Origin of the sequence: Roseicella frigidaeris (genome assembly GCF_003258945.1) — a bacterium.
In the GTDB taxonomy this organism is placed as follows: Bacteria; Pseudomonadota; Alphaproteobacteria; order Acetobacterales; family Acetobacteraceae; genus Paracraurococcus; species Paracraurococcus frigidaeris.
This window is the reverse complement of the sequence record NZ_QLIX01000001.1, coordinates 335,963-353,932: the sequence shown is the minus strand read 5'-3', so window position 1 is coordinate 353,932 and position 17,970 is coordinate 335,963. Positions and strand designations below refer to the sequence as shown.

The 17,970-nt window shown below is 72.6% G+C and carries 15 protein-coding genes; 3 read left to right on the top strand and 12 right to left on the bottom strand.

Features of this window, described 5'->3' with window-relative positions:
* The first annotated feature begins 162 nt into the window (after positions 1-162).
* Both DOO78_RS01610 and DOO78_RS01605 read left to right on the top strand, forming a co-directional pair.
* Positions 163-1,494 (top strand): Nramp family divalent metal transporter, encoded by a 1,332-nt coding sequence (locus DOO78_RS01610; protein ID WP_111467966.1) that lies wholly within the window; start codon positions 163-165, stop codon positions 1,492-1,494.
* Positions 1,494-2,216: a transglycosylase SLT domain-containing protein gene (locus DOO78_RS01605; RefSeq protein WP_111467965.1), complete on the top strand. Its 723-nt coding sequence runs from the start codon at positions 1,494-1,496 to the stop codon at positions 2,214-2,216. Before DOO78_RS01610 ends, DOO78_RS01605 begins: the two co-directional genes overlap by 1 nt.
* A gap of 39 nt (positions 2,217-2,255) precedes the next feature.
* Here the strand turns inward: DOO78_RS01605 and DOO78_RS01600 are convergent, their stop codons facing one another.
* The 12 genes from DOO78_RS01600 to phnC form a co-directional block, all read right to left on the bottom strand.
* The gene (locus DOO78_RS01600; RefSeq protein WP_111467964.1) at positions 2,256-2,900 is read right to left on the bottom strand and encodes a class I SAM-dependent methyltransferase; all 645 of its coding nucleotides are present in this window, start codon (positions 2,898-2,900) and stop codon (positions 2,256-2,258) included.
* 525 nt (positions 2,901-3,425) lie between these two features.
* The gene (locus DOO78_RS01595; RefSeq protein WP_111467963.1) at positions 3,426-3,896 is read right to left on the bottom strand and encodes a GcrA family cell cycle regulator; all 471 of its coding nucleotides are present in this window, start codon (positions 3,894-3,896) and stop codon (positions 3,426-3,428) included.
* A gap of 286 nt (positions 3,897-4,182) precedes the next feature.
* The gene (locus DOO78_RS01590; protein WP_111467962.1) at positions 4,183-5,787 is read right to left on the bottom strand and encodes an ABC transporter substrate-binding protein; all 1,605 of its coding nucleotides are present in this window, start codon (positions 5,785-5,787) and stop codon (positions 4,183-4,185) included.
* A gap of 67 nt (positions 5,788-5,854) precedes the next feature.
* Positions 5,855-7,165, bottom strand: a complete 1,311-nt coding sequence (locus DOO78_RS01585; protein WP_111467961.1) for an NtaA/DmoA family FMN-dependent monooxygenase — start codon at positions 7,163-7,165, stop codon at positions 5,855-5,857.
* Between the two features lie 63 nt (positions 7,166-7,228).
* Positions 7,229-8,845: an ABC transporter substrate-binding protein gene (locus DOO78_RS01580; RefSeq protein ID WP_111467960.1), complete on the bottom strand. Its 1,617-nt coding sequence runs from the start codon at positions 8,843-8,845 to the stop codon at positions 7,229-7,231.
* A gap of 89 nt (positions 8,846-8,934) precedes the next feature.
* The gene (locus DOO78_RS01575) at positions 8,935-10,563 is read right to left on the bottom strand and encodes a long-chain fatty acid--CoA ligase (protein WP_279387762.1); all 1,629 of its coding nucleotides are present in this window, start codon (positions 10,561-10,563) and stop codon (positions 8,935-8,937) included.
* Between the two features lie 99 nt (positions 10,564-10,662).
* Positions 10,663-11,268 carry a hypothetical protein gene (locus tag DOO78_RS01570; RefSeq protein ID WP_111467958.1) on the bottom strand — a complete coding sequence of 202 codons (606 nt, stop codon included), beginning with the start codon at positions 11,266-11,268 and terminating at the stop codon, positions 10,663-10,665.
* A gap of 93 nt (positions 11,269-11,361) precedes the next feature.
* Positions 11,362-12,999 carry a GMC family oxidoreductase gene (locus DOO78_RS01565; RefSeq protein ID WP_111467957.1) on the bottom strand — a complete coding sequence of 546 codons (1,638 nt, stop codon included), beginning with the start codon at positions 12,997-12,999 and terminating at the stop codon, positions 11,362-11,364.
* A gap of 103 nt (positions 13,000-13,102) precedes the next feature.
* A complete protein-coding gene (gene phnE, locus DOO78_RS01560) occupies positions 13,103-13,975 on the bottom strand; it encodes a phosphonate ABC transporter, permease protein PhnE (protein ID WP_111467956.1) in 873 nt (290 codons plus the stop codon).
* Positions 13,972-14,874, bottom strand: a complete 903-nt coding sequence (gene phnE, locus DOO78_RS01555) for a phosphonate ABC transporter, permease protein PhnE (protein WP_111467955.1) — start codon at positions 14,872-14,874, stop codon at positions 13,972-13,974. The genes phnE (DOO78_RS01560) and phnE (DOO78_RS01555) overlap by 4 nt, the downstream gene beginning before the upstream one ends.
* 4 nt (positions 14,875-14,878) lie before the next feature.
* Positions 14,879-15,796 (bottom strand): phosphonate ABC transporter substrate-binding protein, encoded by a 918-nt coding sequence (phnD, locus tag DOO78_RS01550; RefSeq protein WP_111467954.1) that lies wholly within the window; start codon positions 15,794-15,796, stop codon positions 14,879-14,881.
* A 179-nt stretch (positions 15,797-15,975) separates the two neighbouring features.
* Positions 15,976-16,758 (bottom strand): phosphonate ABC transporter ATP-binding protein, encoded by a 783-nt coding sequence (gene phnC / locus DOO78_RS01545; RefSeq protein WP_111467953.1) that lies wholly within the window; start codon positions 16,756-16,758, stop codon positions 15,976-15,978.
* A gap of 160 nt (positions 16,759-16,918) precedes the next feature.
* Between phnC and DOO78_RS01540 the strand changes: the two genes are divergently transcribed.
* A complete protein-coding gene (locus DOO78_RS01540) occupies positions 16,919-17,890 on the top strand; it encodes a Bug family tripartite tricarboxylate transporter substrate binding protein (RefSeq protein ID WP_243634299.1) in 972 nt (323 codons plus the stop codon).
* The last annotated feature ends 80 nt before the right edge of the window (positions 17,891-17,970 follow it).

The following is a 17,970-nucleotide window of genomic DNA, read 5'->3' as shown; positions in this document are numbered from 1 at the left end:
TTCCACTCCATGCACAGTTGCAGAGGCGCCCGTGGCGCCACAAGCGGGCCTTGACACGACCAGGCCCCGGGGGCACCTGCTGCTTGTCCCATAACCGCCTGAAAAACAAGGATCGTCTGAACAGTTGAAGATCTGTTCAGCCATGCCCGCCGGGCTGCCCCGATGCTGACCCGCCCCGAAGCCGAGCCCGCCCCGCGGCCGGAGGGCGTCAGCCTGCCGGAGATGCACCGCAGCGTCCGCGTGCCGGACGGCGCGGGCTGGCTGCGCCGGCTGCTGGCCTTCATCGGCCCCGGCTACCTCATCGCCGTCGGCTACATGGATCCGGGCAACTGGGCCACCGCCCTCGCCGGCGGCTCGGCCTTCGGCTACACGCTGCTCGCCGTGGCGCTGCTCTCCTCGCTGATGGCGATGCTGCTGCAGGCGCTCTGCGCGCGCGTCGGCATCGCCACCGGCCGCGACCTGGCGCAGCTCTGCCGCGACCGCTTCTCCCGCCCCACCAGCCTCGGGCTCTGGGTCCTGGCCGAGGTGGCGATCTGCGCCACCGACCTCGCCGAGCTCATCGGCACCGCCATCGCGCTGCAGCTCCTCTTCGGCATCCCGCTGCTCATCGGCGTGCTGCTCACCGCGCTCGATGCGATGCTGATCCTCTGGCTGCAGCATCGCGGCGTGCGCTGGCTGGAGGCGGCGGTGGCGGGGCTGATGTTCCTCGTCTTCGGCTGCTTCGCGGCGCAGCTCCTGCTCGCGCAGCCGGACTGGGCGGCGGTGCTCGCGGGCTACCTGCCGAGCGCCTCGATCGTGACCGACCAGCGCCAGCTCTACATCGCCATCGGCATCCTCGGCGCCACGGTGATGCCGCACAACCTCTACCTGCACACCGCCATCGTGCAGTCCCGCGACTATGGCGAGGGGGTGGCGGCGAAGCGCGAGGCGATCCGCTTCGCCGCCATCGACAGCTCGATCGCGCTGTCGCTGGCGCTGCTGGTGAACTCGGCCATCCTCATCACCGCCGCCGCGGTCTTCCATGCCGGCGGCCGCACCGAGGTCGCCGAGATCCAGGAGGCGCATGAGCTGCTGACGCCGATGGTCGGCACCGCCGCGGCGGCGACCCTCTTCGCCGTGGCGCTGCTCGCCTGCGGCCTCAACTCCACGGTGACCGCGACGCTGGCCGGCCAGGCGGTGATGGAGGGCTTCCTCGGGCTGCGCCTGCCGCCCGTCATCCGCCGGCTGGTCACCCGGCTCATCGCCATCGTCCCGGCGGTGATCGTCACCTGGCTTCACGGCGAATCCGGCACGGCGCAGCTGCTGATCCTCTCGCAGGTCATCCTCTGCCTGCAGCTGCCCTTCGCGGTGGTGCCGCTGATGCTGGTCGCCTCCGACCGCCGGCGCCTCGGGGCGCTGGCGACGCCGGGCTGGCAGCTCTGGCTCGGCTGGGCGGCGACCGGCCTGATCGTGGCGATGAACCTGAAGCTGCTCTGGGACGCGCTGGCCGGCTGATGCCGGCATTGACGCGGGGGCGGCGGCCGGCCGAGATCGCCGCCATGCGCGCTGTCCTGGCCGGCCTGCTCCTCCTCCTGCCCGTCCTCGCCGGTCCGGCGCGGGCCGAGGAGGATCCCTGGACCGCCTGCCGCCGCGCCATCGCGGCCGCCGAGCCGCGCTCCGGCCTGCCGCGCGGGCTGCTGCTGGCCATCGCCCTGGTGGAGAGCGGCCGCAGCGATCCCCGCACCGCCCGCTTCGAGCCCTGGCCCTGGACCCTGAACGTGGAGGGCGAGGGGCGCATCCTGCCGAGCCACGGCGCCGCGGCGGCGGAGGTCGCGGCGCTGCAGGCGGCCGGCCGGCGCTCCATCGATATCGGCTGCATGCAGGTGAACCTGCTCCACCACCCGGCGGCGTTCCCGGATGCCGCGACCGGCCTGCAGCCCGAGGCCAATATCGGCTACGCCATCACCTTCCTGACCGCCCTGCATGCCCGTTTCGGCAATTGGGCGGAGGCGATCGCCAATTATCACTCGGCGGATGCGGCGCGGGGCGCGGGCTATCACCGCCGGGTGCTGCTGGCCCGGCTCGGCGCGGTGTGGCAGGCGGGCGGCGGGACGGTGCCGCTGCCGCCGGGCAGCGCGGCGGCGCTCTGCGCGCCCGGGCATGCCCCCTCGCTGCTGCTCGGCCCGCGGTCGCCACGCCCGCGGCTGACCTGCCGCGGCGGCGGGCGCGGCCGCTGACCGCCCTTCCCCGGCCACAGCCGTGGCCCGGCGGAAGGCTCAGGCCAGCGCCGGCTGCGGCACCCGCACCAGGGTGAAGAGGCCGAAGGGCGGGCAGGGCGTGATCTCGGCCGCCGCCCGCGGATCCTCGAGCAGGTCGCCGAGGGCGAAATCCGGGTGCCAGCCGAGCACGCGGGAGAGCGGCGCCAGGGTCCGCTCCGCCCACCAGCGCAGCCCGCCCTGGGCGGCGAAGTGATTGACGAAGAGGAGCTGCCCGCCCGGGCGCACCACGCGGCGCATCTCCCGGTACAGGCGGCGCGCATCGGGCACCACGGTCGCGGTGAACATGGCGACCGCGATGTCGAAGCTGGCATCGGCGAAGCCCATGGCCTCCGCGTCCATCTCCGCCAGCCCCTGCACGTTGCGCAGGCGGCGGGTCACCACCCGTTCCTTCGCCCGGCGCAGCATGTCGCGCGAGAGATCGATGCCCACCACCCGCTTGCGCGGGTCGTAGAGCGGCAGGGCCAGGCCGGTGCCCACCCCCACCTCGAGCACGCGGCTGCCCGGCAGGGCATTCACCGCCGCCACGGCCCGCCGCCGGCCAGGGCCGGAGACGGAGCCGAACACCTCGTCATAGACGCCGGCCCAGCGGCGATAGGCCTCGCGCACCGCCTCGGCATCCAGTGCCGCGCGGGGGTGGCCCATCCTGGCGTCCTGGAGCAGCCTGGCTTCGCGAATGCTCTTGCCCCCCTGAATCTTGCAAGCGGAGATGCTCGGCTAGAGCAGCGATAGCCCCAAGGCAAGCCTGGCGCCAGACCCTCGGGGCCCGTCCGTGGCGCTCCGATGCAGCCAGGAGGACGCCCCGGGCCTGCTGCGCGCCCGCCCGCCCGGGGCAGGCGGCCCGAACCGACCGGCCCGCGCCGGCCGGGCGCCGCGCGGCGATACGCCGGAAGGGCCATCCGGATCAGCGGGATAGCGCGCCCCGGTGCGGCTCGGCGCGGGCGAGCCGGAGCGGGCGCGCATGACCGGCGCCGGCCGCGTCGTCGCGCAGGGTGTTCCGGCCGATAGGGACGGCGGGCACGGTGGGCGGCCGTGCGACACCGGCGAGGCCGCGGCGCCCCGGCCGGGCCGGGCGCGCCATGGCGGCACGGAGGATGGGGCCGGCGGCACGGCGGCCGGCGTGCCCCCGCTCATCCGGTCAGGGGGGCTGGATGCGCCCCCGATGCCGTCTCAGGCAGCGTCCTCGCGGCGGTCGCGGACGCGGACATAGGCGACCGAGGCATGCTCGGCGCAATAGGGCTTGCTGGTCATCGCCTCGGCCGAGCAGAAGCGGAACTCCGGCGTGCCGGGCTCGCCGAGCGGCCAGCAGCAGCTGCGTGCCGCGACGCGCGGGAAGGGCCGCACCACGGCGGCAGGCGCCGGGGCGGCGGGGGCGGCGTTGGGCTGGGCCAGGCGGCGCAGCGGCGCCGGCTCGCGCGGCGGCGGCGGCACCGCGGCGCGGCGCACCGGCGCCGGACGCGGCGCGGCACTGCCCTCGGCCTCGCGGCGGATCGGGCTGGGGCGCGCCGGCAGGTTCAGGCGGTGCGCCTTGCCGACCACGGCATTCTTCGAGATGCCCATGCGGCGACCGATTTCGGCCGTCGAATGCCCTTCCGCCCAGAGGCTGCGGAGCTGATCGATCGCCTCAGCCGTCCAGTCCATGTGGTTCTCCCGTAGCGTGACCCACTAGATGTTGCCACCCACAACATACGGTAGGCCAACGCTGGCCTCTGCCACAAGTTCTGGCAGGCATTCTGCACACGAAAAACTGTGGAAAAGCATGGGGAGAAGGACCGGAAAACCCGTACCAGAATATGTTTGCTTTTCTCATTTTACGCTGACGCCAACCGATTCCCGGCGGTGGAGCATTTCCATCCCCGGAAAAACGCGCCGCCAGGGACGCGCCCCCTGCCCGGCTGCGGTTTCGGGGGGCGCGCCGCCGCCTCCCCTACGGCATCTCGACCGGCACCAGATCCTGGAACCAGGACTGCGCCGAGGTGAAGCCCTTCACCTTGCGCGACATGGCCCGCGGATTGAGGTCGTGCACGATGTAGAGCCAGGGCGGATCGTCGACCAGCCGCTCATGCGCCTTGGCATAGGCGGTGTTGAAGCCCGCCTCGTCGCGGGCCGTCTCCAGCGCCGCGAAGGCGCCCTCGAAACCCGGGTCCGTCCATTGCCCCCAGTTGAAGCCGTTCGGCGGCACGAAGGCCTGCAGGAAGTAGCGCGCCATCACCCCGGCATCGGAGGAGGGCGAGGAGGGGTTGGTCGCCGTCGCGCCGTTCAGGATCGGCGCATCCGGCCCCTGGCGCACCGCGGTCAGCAGCGTGTTCCACTCCGTCACCTCGAAGGTGACGTCGACGCCGCAGGCCTCCTTCAGGTTCTGCTGCATGTACTCGTTCATCGGCAGCGGCAGCATCTGGCCGGAGCCGCTGGCCGAGATCATCACCTTGAAGGCAAGCGGCTTCTGCGGCGTGTAGCCGGCCGCCGCCAGCAGCGCCTTCCCCTTGGCCGGGTCGAAGCCATAGCGGTTCTCCGGCTTGCCGAAATTCGGGTCCGACGGCTTCAGCCAGCCGACCGAGGGCTCGGCCGTGCCGTTCAGCATCTCGACCAGGCCCTTGCGGTCGACGCAGTAGTTCAGCCCCTGGCGGACGCGGACATCCTTGAAGGGCGTGGCGGCGCCGCCGAGCTGGAAGATCCAGGGCCAGACATGCGGGTAGGAGTTGGTGACGATGTTGAACCCGGCCTGCTTCAGGCTGGGGATGGCATCCGGCGGCGGCACCTCGATCCAGTCCACCTGGCCGGAGCGCAGCGCGGCGAGGCGGGTATTCGCCTCCGGCATCGGCAGCAGCAGCACCCGGTCCAGCTTCGGCACCCGCGCCTGGTCCCAATAGGCAGGGTTCTTCAGCAGCTCGACCGAGACGCGCGGGCTGAACTTGCCGAGCTTGAAGGGGCCGGTGCCGGCCGCCGGCAGCGTCGAGACCTTGGCCCAGTCGCGGCCGGCCTTCTCCCAGCTCTGCGGGCTGGCCATCAGGATGTAGACGGCCATGTAGGGGAAGTAGCTGGCGACCCGGCTGGTGCTGATGGCGACCGTCGCCTCGTCGAGCTTGCGGTAGCCGGCGAGGATCGGGTTGCGGGCGCGGGTGATGCCGGCGCCGGCGGGCTCGAATTGCGGGCTGTCCGGCTTGAAGAAGCGGTCGAGGTTCCAGATCACCGCATCGGCCGTCAGCGGCGTGCCGTCATGGAAGGTCACGCCCTGGCGGAGATGGAAGATCCAGGTCTTCGGGTCGGCCGGGTCCTGCTCCCAGCGCTCGGCCAGGCCCGGGCGCAGCACCGCCGGCCGGTCGGCGCGCGAGAGGTCCCAGAGCACCAGCCCCTCGAAGATCGGGTAGCCGAGGAAGCGCATGCCCTCGAAGCCGTTGTTCGGCATGCCGGTGGTGGTCGGCACGTCGGCCGCGGTCATGGCGATGCGCAGGGTCGTCTCGGCGATCGCCGGCGAGGCGGCGGCGAGCAGCGCCGCCAGGCCGAGGCCCGCGGTGCGGTGGGGATGTCGCATGCTGGTCCTTCCCGAGCGTGATCGGCCCAGGGGTTAGCAAGGACCACGCCACGCCCTGCCCGCGGCGTCAGCCCGGGTTGCGGAGATTCTCCCGGAGCGTCCGCCCGGCATAGGCGGTGCGGTAGAGGCCGCGCCGCTGCAGCTCCGGCACCAGCAGCCGCGCCGCCTCCTCGAAGGTGCCGGGAAACAGGGTGGGCGGCAGGATGAAGCCGTCGCAGGCGCCGGCGGCGAACCAGTCCTCCATCATGTCGGCCACCTGCGCCGCGGTGCCGGCGATGAGGTCGCGCGGCCGCCGCACCGCCTCGGCGAAGCTGATCCCCTTCTGCCGCGCCACCTGCAGCATGCGGTCGCGGTGGCCCTGCACGCCCTGGTGGCTGCCCGCCCCCTCCAGCGCCGCCGGGTCCTCGATGCGGCTGAGATCGGCCACCACCGACCAGGAGCTGGCGGCGAGCACCAGCTCCGGATCCACCAGGGATTCCAGGTAATCCGCCCGCTCCCGGGCGATGGCCTCGGTCTCGCCCAGCACCACGGTGACGGAGGGCAGCACGGCGCAATGGTCCGGGTCGCGGCCGATCGCCTGCATCCGGGCGCGGATGTCGCTGCGGAAGGCCAGCGCATCCGCCTTGGTGGCGGGCGTGCAGAAGATCATCTCCGCCCAGCGGGCGGCGAAGGCGCGGCCACGGGGCGAGGCGCCGGCCTGCATCAGCACCGGCCGGCCCTGCGGGCTGCGCGGGATGGAGAGCGGGCCCTCGGTGCGGATGTAGCGCCCCTCGTAATTGGCCCGGTGGATCTTGTCCGGATCGGCGAAGCGGCCGGCGGCGCGGTCCAGCACCAGCGCATCCGGCTCCCAGCCCTGCCAGAGGGCGTCGCAGGCCTCCAGCACCTCGTCGGCCATGTCGTAGCGCGCCGCCTTGGGCGGCAGCCCGTCCTGGCCGAGGTTGCGCGCCTCGAAATCCCGCCCGGTGGTGACGACGTTCCAGGCCGCCCGCCCCTTGCTGAGCAGGTCGAGCGAGCCCAGCCAGCGCGCCGCCACATAGGCCGGGGTGAAGCTGGTCGAGAGGGTGACGCCGAGGCCGAGGCGTTCCGTCACCCGCGCCATCTGCGGCAGCAGCACCATGGGATCGACCAGGGTGAGCTGGCCGCCGCGGCCGACATAATCGGCATAGCTGCCCTTGTAGAGATCGGGGATGCCGAGCCCGTCGGCGAAGAAGCAGGCATCGAACAGCCCGGCCTCCAGCAGCCGGGCGCAATTCTCCCAGCGCGTCGGCTCGAACAGGTCGTCGAGCGTCGCGGCCGGATGCCGCCAGCTGCTCGGATAGCTGAAATTCGGGCCGGCCTTCAGATAGGCGACCAGATGCATCTTGCGGCGACCGGCCATCGCTCTCCCCCGCTGCCCTGCCCCGAGGCCATGGGCGGGGGACGGCGCCCCCGCCCTGCCCGGCTATTTCACCTCCACCCGGGTGAGGTCGATGAACCAGCTCTGCGGGCTGACAAAGCCGCTGACCCGGGCGGTCATGGCGCGCGGGTTCAGGTCGTGCACGATCCACAGCCAGGGCGGGTTGTCGACCAGCCGCTCATGCGCCTTGCGGGTCAGGGCCAGGCGCTTGGCCGGATCGGCCTCGGTCTCCAGCGCCAGGAAGGCGGCGTCGAACTCGGCATCCTTCCAATGCCCGGCATTGGAGCCGCGCGGCGAGAGATTGTCGCCGTAGAACCAGCGCCCCATGGCCGAGGGGTCGGAGGAATGCAGGCTGATGTTCAGCGCATCCGCGCCCAGCCATTGCGGCTGCCCCGGCTCGGCCCGCAGCCCGCCGAGCAGGGTGTTCCACTCCACCACCTCGAAGCTGACCTTCACGCCGCAATGCTCGGCCAGGGATTGCTGCAGGAACTCGTTCATCGGCAGCGGCAGCATCTGGCCCGAGCCGCTGTTGGAGATGCCGATCTTGATCGAGAGCGGCTTCTGCGGCCCGTAGCCGGCCGCGGCCAGCAGCGCCTTCCCCTTGGCGGCGTCCAGCGTGTAGTGGTTCTGCGGCGTGCCGAAGGCCGGGTCGCCCGCCTTGAAATAGCCGACCGAGGGCTCGGCGGTGCCGTTCAGCATCGCCACCATCTCCTTGCGGTCGAAGCAATAATTCAGCCCCTGGCGGACGCGGATATCGGCGACCGGGCTGCCCGCCTTGCCGGCGGCGAAGACCCAGGGCCAGATATGCGGGTAGCTGCCGGTCACCACCTGGAATTTCGCCGCCTTCAGGGACTCGAGGGCATCCGGCGGCGGCACCTCGATCCAGTCCACCTGGCCGGAGCGCAGCGCGGCGAGGCGGGTGTTCGCCTCCGGCATCGGCAGCAGCAGGACGCGGTCGAGCTTCGCCCGGCCCGCCGGGTCCCAGTACTGGTCGTTGCGTGCCAGCTCCACCGATTGCCGCGGCACGAAGCGGGTGATGCGGAAGGGGCCGGTGCCGGCGGCCGGCAGGGCGGCCACCTTCGCCCAGTCCCGCCCCGCCTGCTCGAAGCTCTGCGGCGAGGTGAACAGGATATAGGCAGTCAGGTAGGGCCAGTAGGAGACGGGGCGGCTGGTTTCCATCTCGACCGTCCGGTCGTCGATCTTGCGGTAGCCGGTGAGCACCGGCACCCGGCCGCGGACGATGGCGCTGCCCGCCGCATCGAATTGCGGGCTGTCGTTCTTCGTGTAGCGGTCGAGGTTCCAGATCACCGCATCCGCGTTGAAGGGCGCGCCGTCATGGAATTGCACGCCCTGGCGCAGGGTGAAGCGCCATTTCCGCGGGTCGCTCTCATCCTGCTCCCAGCGCTCGGCCAGGCCGGGCCTGAGGTCGGAGAGCGTCTTCGGGTCGGAATGGTCCCAGAGGGCGAGCGATTCGAAGACCGGATAGCCGAGGAAGCGCATGCCCTCGAAGCCGTTGTTCGGCATGCCGGTGGTGGTCGGCACATCCGCGGCGGTCATGGCGATGCGCAGCAGCCTGGGCTGCGATTGCGCCCCCGCGGCGCCCGGCAGCGCGGCGAGCGGCGCGGCCAGCAGGGCGGCGAGGGCGAGGCGATGGGCTCTCATGCAAGGCTCCGGTCCCGGTTCGGGCAGGGCCTAGCAAGGATCGTGCAGCGCCGGGCGGCGGGCCGCCGCCGCTTCCCGGCCGGCCGGGATCAGCCGGCGCTGCGCTCGCGGTAGCGGGTCTTCAGATCCGCCTTCCAGAGCTTGCCGGTCGCGGTCATGGGCAGGCTCTCGACCAGTTCCACCTGGTCGGGGATCCACCATTTCGCCACCTTGCCGTCGTAATAGGCGAGTAGCTCCTCCGGGCTCGGGCTCGCCCCCGGCTTCGGCACCACCAGCAGCAGCGGCCGCTCATCCCATTTGCTGTGATGGATGCCGATGACCGCCGCCTGGGCCACCGCCGGATGGCCCATGATCAGGTTCTCGAGGGTGATGGAGCTGATCCACTCCCCACCCGATTTGATCACGTCCTTGGCGCGGTCGACGATCTCGATGCAGCCGAGCTCGTCCACCGTCACCACGTCGCCGGTGCGGAACCAGCCATCCGGGGTGTGCGCCGGGTCGCCCGGTCGGTTGAAATAGGCCCTGGCCACCCAGGGGCCGCGCACCTCGAGCTCGCCGAAGGCCACCCCGTCATGCGGGATCTCCTTCCCCTCGGCATCGCGGACGCGGAACTCGACGCCGAAGACCGGCCGGCCCTGCTTGCGGGCATAGTCGAGGAAGCGGTCCTCGTCCCAACCGGCATTCTGCGGCAGCCGGGCATTGGTCGAGCCGAGCGGGCTGATCTCGGTCATCCCCCAGGCATGCAGGATGCGCACGCCGTATTCCTTGAGGAAGCCGGCATTGATCGCGGTCGGCAGGGCGGTGCCGCCGACGACGAGGCGCGGCGGCCGGGCGAAGCGCCGCCCTGGGTCGGCCCGCAGCCATTGCAGCAGCGCCGTCCAGATGGTCGGCACGCCGGCGGAGAAGCTCACGCCCTCCGCCTCGATCAGCCGGTGCAGGCTCGCCGGGTCGAGCCGCGGCCCGGGCAGCACCAGCGAGGCGCCGGCGATGCCGGCCGCATAGGGGATGCCCCAGGCATTGACGTGGAACATCGGCACCACCGGCATCACCACATCCTCGGCGCCGATGTTGAAGACGTCCTTCTGCAGCACGGCATAGCCATGGATCACCGTGGAGCGGTGGCTGTAGAGCACGCCCTTCGGCTCGCCGGTGGTGCCCGAGGTGTAGCAGAGCGAGGAGGCGGTGCGCTCGTCCAGCTCCGGCCAGTCGTAGCGCTCCGGCTGGCCGGCGATCAGGCTCTCCTGGGCCAGGACCTCGAAGCGGGCGCGGAGCGGGCAGTCGGCCGGGATATCCGCCTCGGTCCCCATGACGACGATGGTCCGGAGGCTCGGCGGCAGCTTGTCGGCCAGCGCCTCGGCCCCCTTCACCAGGGTCGGGTCGACGAAGAGATGCGTGTCCTCGGCATCGGCCAGGATATAGGCGATCTGGTCCGGGAAGAGCCGCGGGTTCACGGTGTGCATCACCGCGCCCATGGAGGAGACGCCGTAATAGATCTCGAGATGCCGGTGGTCGTTCCAGGCCAGGGTGGCGATCCGCTCGCCCTGCCGCACGCCCCGGGCGGCGAGCGCATGGGCGAGCTGCGCGGCGCGGGCCGCGACCTCGGGCCAGCTATGCCGGACCAGGCTGCCATCGGCCCGGGCGGAGACGATCTTGGCACCGCCATGGTTGCGCGCCGCATGCTCGAGGATGGCGGAGATCAGCAACGGGCGATCCTGCATCAGGCCCAGCATTCTTGGAAGCTCCCTCTCGGTCCCGCGCTCCGGCGGGCTCGCAACGTTATGCGGTAGGCCGCCCGCGGGCGGCAAGGCTGGCCGCGGTCAGGCCGGGATGGGGTCGCCGGCGCCGGGTTCGGCCAGGGCGGGGCCCTGCAGCGCGAGGTCGAGCAGGCTCCGGCCATCCGGCAGCCGGGCGGCCAGCATGGCCCCGAAGGCCGAATGCGGCTGCGGCAGGTCGAGATGCAGGTCGGCGAAGCGGCGCGGCGCCTCGCCATAGGGGCCGCCGATCGCGGCGACGACGTCCGAGTAGTGGAAATGCGGCCCGCCCACCGCCCGGGCATTGACCCAGACCCGCGCCCCGGCCCGAACCCTGGCGAGGAAGGCAGGATCGATCCAGCGCGCCACCGGGTCGATGGTGAGCAGCAATTCCACCGGCCGCCCCGCCTCGCCGAGCCGCGCGGCGAGGCGGGCGGCGGCGTTGCCGCCCCAGCTATGGCCGACCAGACGGACCAGCGCCCCGGCCGGCCGCGCCTCGATGCGGTCGAGGACGCGCCCCGCCTGCCAGTGCACGGCATAGAGCAGCTCGCACCCGGCGGCCTCCGGCATGGCCTCGACGCGCCGGAAGACGCTGCGGCAGGGCTGGAAGAGGCGGTCGCCGGCGCCGCCGAGGAAGGCGACCAGCGGGCGGGCGGAAGCGTCGTCGGGCATGCGGCGATCCTCGGGGCAGCGGGGCCGGGACCGCAACCCATCCCTTGCCGCCGGGCGCCCCATCGGGCATGCCGGCCGCCCTTGGGAACCGCCCTACCGGCCGGCCGCCCGCAGGAAGGCCGCCGCCCGCTCGCCGATCATCAGCGCCGCCGGCTGGATGTTGGAGGAGGGCACCAGCGGCATGACGCTGGCATCCGCCACCATCAGCCCCTCCACCCCCTTGAGCCGGAGATGGCTGTCCACCGGCGCCAGCGCGTCCTCGCCCATGCGGGCCGTGCCGCAGGGGTGGTAGACCGTGCCGCCGTCGCGGCGGATATGGGCGAGGATCGCCTCGTCGCTCTGCACCCCGGCGCCGGGAGTCAGCTCCTCCTCGATCAGCGCGGCGAGCGGCGCCTGGGCGGCGATCCGGCGGGCGTATTTCACCCCCTCGACCATCAGGTGCTGGTCGTGCGGCGCCTCCAGGTAATTGGCGCGGATCACCGGCTTGTCCGCCGGGTCGGGGCTGCGCAGCGCGATGCTGCCGCGGCTGTCCGGGCGGCACTGGCAGGCGCTGAACATGAAGCCCGGCCAGGGATCCGGCCCCTGGTCGTAGGTGGTGACGGTGAAGTTGACGAAGAGGTACTGCATATCCGGCTCCTCGGCGCCGGGCAGCACGCGGGCGAAGAGATTGGCCTCGGCGGCGCCGATCGCCATCGGCCCGCGCCGGTCGAAGGCGTAGCGGGCGGCCATGCGCAGCTTGCCGAGCGGCCCGTGCCAGTACTCGTTCACCGTGCGGCAGGGCTTCACCCGGTAGCGCATGCGCTGCAGGAAATGGTCCTGCAGGTTCTGCCCGACGCCCGGCGCGTGCACCAGGGTCTCGATGCCCATCTCCTGCAGCTGCGCGCCGTCGCCGATGCCCGACAGCATGAGGATCTGCGGCGTGCCGATGGCGCCGCCGCAGAGCACCACCTGGCGCCGCGCCTCCCAGCGCTCGAGCCCGGCCGGCCCCCGCACCAGCGCGCCGATGCAGCGGCGTCCCTCGAAGAGCAGGCGCTGGATGGTCCGCTCCGGCATGATGCGGAGATTGGGCCGCCGGCGCGCCGGGCGGAGGAACATGTCGCCGGAATGGCTGCGGAAGCCGCCCCGGACGTTCATCTGCATCGGCCCGACGCCCTCGTGCCAGGCGCCGTTGAAATCCTTCACCCGCTGGTGCCCCATGGCGCGCGCGGCGGCGATGAAGGCCTCGGCGCCGGGCGAGGTGTGGCGCGCCTCGGCGGCGTGGATCGGCCCGTCCGTGCCGCGCTCCTCCGAGGCCTCGCCGGTCCAGGTCTCCATCCGCCGGAAGAAGGGCAGCACGTCGTCATAGCCCCAGCCGCGGGCGCCGGACTGCGCCCAGCGGTCGTAGTCGCGCGGCGAGCCGCGCAGGAAGACGAGGCCGTTCACCGCGCCCGAGCCGCCCACCACCTTGCCGCGCGGCCAGTGGATGCTGCGGCCGTCGAGCCCCGGCTCCGGCTCGGTGTGGAAGCGCCAGTCGTAGCGGCCGCTGGAATAGAGCCGGGCGAAGCCGGCCGGGATGCGGATCCAGGGATCGTTCCAGGCGGTCGGGCCGGCCTCGATCAGCGCCACCTGCGTGGCCGGGTCCTCGCTGAGCCGGGTTGCGATGACGCAGCCGGCCGAGCCGGCGCCGAGCACCAGCACGTCGGTGCTGTGGACCGTGGCCACCGGGTCGCGCTGCAGGGCGCCTTCGGGCATCCGCCGTTTCCTCCTGGGTTCTTTTGCCCGGAGGATGGCATGCCGCCCGCGGCGCTGACAGGGGCGGTGACAGGGGGTGGCGACAGGGGCGGTCGTTGGGGGCTCACCCCCCCATGAGGCGCCGCCGCAGCCGGGAGGAGAGCTGGTCGATCGCCGCCACCATGAGGAGGATGAGCAGCACGATGCAGGAGACGCTCTGCCATTCCAGCATGCGGATCATCTCCGCCAGCATCAGCCCGATGCCGCCCGCCCCGACGATGCCGATGATGGTGGAGGAGCGGGTGTTGGATTCGAACAGGTAGAGCACCTGCCCGGCCATCACCGGCAGGACCTGCGGCAGCACGCCGTAGCGCAGCCGGGCGAGGCCGCCGCCGCCGGCGGCCACCACCCCCTCCTGCGGCCGCCGGTCGGCCGCCTCGATCGCCTCGGAGAAGAGCTTGCCGAAGGTGCCGATATCGGAGGTCATGATCGCCAGCACCCCGGCGAAGGGCCCGAGGCCGACGACGCTCACCCAGATCAGCGCCCAGATCAGCGCGTCGATGCCGCGGATGCCATCCAGCAGCCGCCGCGACGCGAAGCGGACCAGCGCGTGCAGCGTGGCGTTGCGCGCCGCCAGCAGGCCGAGCGGCAGGGCGAGGATGGCGGCGAGCAGGGTGCCGAGATAGGCGATGGCGAGCGTCTCGGCCAGGGCCGCCAGGATGCCGCGGAACTGCGCCGGCGAGCCCGGATCGGGCGGCAGCATCAGGGTGAGGAAATGCCCGAGCGCGCCGAGGCCGGCGAGCAGCCGCGCCGGGGCGACATCGAGCCGCCAGAGGCCGAGGCCGAGCAGCGCCAGCCCGGCCAGCAGCAGGGCGGCGGCGCGGCGCTGGCCCGGGCCGAAGCGGCGGAAGGCCGCCGGATGCGCCGCCCGCAGCGCCGGCAGCCGCGCCCGCGCCGCCGCCCGCAGCGGCGAGAGGGAGGCGGTGCCGCCGCTCATGCCGCATGCCCTTCCAGCAGCCGAAGGCGCACCCGGCTGGTCGTGGCATCGATCAGCATCACGGTCAGGATGATGAGGACCAGCAGGGCCGAGACGTCGTTGTAATAGAACTTGCGGATGGCCTCGATCAGCTCCTGCCCGATGCCGCCCGCGCCCACGAAGCCCAGCACCGCGGCGCTGCGGACATTGATCTCGAAGCGCAGCAGCGCATAGCCGAGCACGCCCGGCAGCACCTGCGGCACGACCGCGAAGCCGGCCATCTGCGGCCAGGCGGCGCCGGCGGCGATGGCGCCCTCGACCGGGCGCATGTCGATGTTCTCCACCACCTCGGTGATCTGCTTGCCCAGCGCGCCCAGGGTGTGGATGGCGATCGCCAGCACGCCGGGCAGCGGCCCGAGGCCGAAGGCGATGACGAAGACCAGGGCGAAGACGATGTCGGGCACGGTGCGGCAGACCTCCAGCCCGCGCGTCACCACCCAGCGCAGCCCCTGGCCGGGGCCGATGTTGCGGGCGGCCAGCAGGCCGCAGAGGAACCCGCCCAGCGCCCCGGCCAGGGTGCCGAGATAGGCCATCAGCAGCGTGTCGCCGAGCAGCCGCAGCCAGCGCCGCCAGCCCCAGAACCACTCCGCCGGGTCCTGCCAGACCGGCGCGCCGGCCGCGGCGCCGCTCTCGAGCGTCAGCAGGCGGCGGAAATAGTCGAGGATGTTGCCGCCCTTGGCCCAGATCAGCCCGGGATCGACCTGCGCCACCCAGGCCGCCAGCCAGGCCAGCAGCAGGGTCAGGGCGATGGCGAGCCAGGCCTGGCGGCGCCGGCGCCCCTGGCCGCCGCGATATCGCTCGGCGAGCGGCGCCAGCCGGTCCGCCGCCGGCGGCTCCGGCCGCGCCCCGCCCTGCGCCATGGGATCAGCTCTTCTGCCGGCGCAGGCCATCGACGAAGGTGATCAGCTCGATCACCGGCTGGTAGGCGGCGTTGTCGACCGGCGCCCAGGGCTGCGCCTTGCCGTCGTAGAGCCGCTCGAAGAGCGCGGGCTGCGTCTGCGGCAGCTCCAGTACCGCGCTGCGGATGGCGGCGCGCAGCTCGGCCGGCAGCGTGGTGAGATAGGCCATCGGCGAGTTCACGATGAGGTCCGAGGTGTAGAGGATGCGGAAGTCGTCGTATTGCGCCATCCCCTTGCGCTCCATGCGGCGCAGGTTGCTCTCCTCGGCGTTGTTCCACCAGTTCGCGGCCATGTCGATCGTGCCCTGCTGCAGGGCGATGATCGCGTTCTCATGGCTGCCGGTATAGATCACCTTGCCGAAGAACTGGTCCGGGTTGATGCCCATCTTGTGCAGGGCGAAGCGCGGCACGTTGTTGCCGGAGGTGCTGTTCGGATCGACGAGGCCGAGATTCTTCCCCTTCAGCTCCTCGATCTTTTTGTAGGGGCTGTCCTTCTTCACGTAGAAGACCGAGTGGTAGCCCTTGGTGCCGTCCTGGTTCACCTCGATGCAGAAGGCCTCGATCGGCGCGCCGGTCTTCAGCGCCCGGGCGAAGGAGGCCGGGCCGTAGGAGGCGATGTGGATGTTGCCCGCCCGCTGCCCCTCGATCACCGCCGCGTAGTCGCTGGCGATGCGCAGCACCACCTTGGTGCCGAGCGCCTTGCTCAGATGGTCGGTGAAGGGCGACCAGCGCTCCAGCACGCCGGAGGCGTTCTCGGCCGGGATGATGGCGAAGACCAGCTCGGCCGGGGCCTTCGCGGCCTGGGCGCGGGCGAGGCGCGGCGCGAACAGGCCGGTGGCGGCCAGCCCGGCGCCGGCGCCGAGCAGGGTGCGGCGGCTATGCATGGATGTTCGTCTCCGTCAGGGAATCAGGCCGCGGCCCGTGTGCACGGCCCTCAGGCGCCGGGCGCGACCCTCCGGTTCGCCTGGCTCTGCAGCACGGGCTGCGGGCCCCCTTCGGGGCCTCGGACCGGTCGGGCGACCGGTCCGTTGGCACCCGTCCTTCGGGGTGGGGCCGTGCCGCATCAGGCCGCGACCGGGATGCGCGGCGGCTCGGCGCCGACCGCCTCCGCCGCCTCCAGCCCGTAGAGCCGGCGGGCGGCCTCCTCGGTCAGCGCCTCGGGCGGCCCGTCGAAGACCAGCCGCCCGGCGGCGAGGCCGACCAGCCGCTCGCAATAGGTGCGGGCGAGATCGAGGGAATGGATGTTCACCAGCACCGGGATCCCGTAGCGGCGGTTGATCTCCGCCAGCGCGTCCATCACCAGCTTGGCGTTGCGCGGGTCGAGCGAGGCCACCGGCTCGTCGGCCAGGATGATCGAGGGCTCCTGCACCAGGGCGCGGGCGATCGCCACGCGCTGCTGCTGGCCGCCGGAGAGGCTGCCGGCGCGCTGCCCGGCCAGGTTGCCGATATCGAGCTGCTCCAGCGCCGCCAGCGCGATGGCGCGGTCCGCCTCCGGCCAGGCGCCGCTGAGGCTGCGCCAGGCCGGCAGGTGGTTCAGCCGCCCGACCAGCACGTTGGTCAGCACGTCGAGCCGGGGGACCAGGTTGAATTGCTGGAAGATCATGGCGCAATCCGTGCGCCAGCGGCGCAGCGGCGCGCCCCGCAGCGCCGTGACGTCGCGGCCGCGATGCAGGATGCGGCCGGCGCTCGGCTCGGTCAGCCGGTTGATCATCCGCAGCAGGGTCGACTTGCCGGCGCCGGAGCGGCCGATGATGCCGAGCATCTGGCCCTCGGGCACGCGCAGATCGACGGCTTCCACCGCGGTCGCGGCGCCGAAGCGCCGGGTCAGGCCCTGCAATTCGAGCATCGGCATCCCTCGTCCCGAGGGGGGCCTATACGGGCCGCCGATGACGCTGCGATGACGCTGCGATGACAAACCTATTGCGATGCCTGGCGCGAACCGGGGGCTTGATCGGCCGGCGGGCGGCCCGCAGCCTGCGCGCAACCAGACTCCGGGAGAGATGCCCATGCCACTCCACCGCCGCGCCCTGCTCGCCGCGCCGCTGCTGCTGTCGCCCCTCGCCCGCGCCGGCGCCGCCGAGGCCTTCCCCGAGCGCGCGATCAGCGTGGTCTCGGGCTATGCGCCGGGCGGCGTCACCGACATCACCAGCCGCGCCGTCGCCGAGCGCATGGGCCAGGCGCTCAGCGTGCCGATGGTGGTGGAGAACCGCGCCGGCGCGGCGACGGCGGTGGCCAACACCGCCGTCGCCCAGGCCCGGCCGGATGGCTACACGCTGCTGATGGGCACCTCGACGCTGGCCATCAACCCGGCCCTGCAGCCGAGCCTGACGCCGAAGGAGCCGATGCGCGAGCTGGCGCCGATCGGCATGGTCTTCCGCACCGCCTTCGTGCTGCATGTCCATCCCTCGGTGCCGGCGAAGACCACCGCCGAGCTCATCGCCTGGTGCAGATCCAATCCCGGCAAGCTCAATTTCGGCAGCAGCGGCACCGGCGCGGTGAACCACCTGGCGCTGGCCCTCTTCGCGCAGCGCGCCGGCATCGAGGTGACGCATATCCCCTACAAGGGCGGCGCGCCGGCGCTGCTCGACCTCAGGGCGGGACGGATCGGGGCGATGTTCCAGGCGGTGCTGGAGGCGCTGCCGAGCCTGCGCGAGGGCGGCACGCGCGGCCTCGCCATCTCCTCGGCCGAGCGCAGCGCCCTGCTGCCGGAGCTGCCCCCGGTGGCCGAGGCGGTGCCCGGCTTCGACGTGGTGTTCTGGCAGGGCCTCTTCGCCCCCGCCGGCACGCCGGAGCCGGTGCTGGCACGGCTCGGCGGGGCGCTGACCACGGCCACCGGGGATGCCGCGCTGCGCGCCCGGATGGCCGAGCATGGCGTGGTCATCACCACCGGCGATGCGGCGGCGCTGCGCCAGACCCTGGCGGCGGAGACGACGCTGTGGGGCGAGCTGATCCGTACGGCCAACATCCGGCCGGATTAGGGCGCGGCTGGCCTACGCCGCCCGGCAGGGTCCGCGCCGGCCCGCGGCCCGCAGGGCCGAGCGCCTGAACGGGCGCCGCG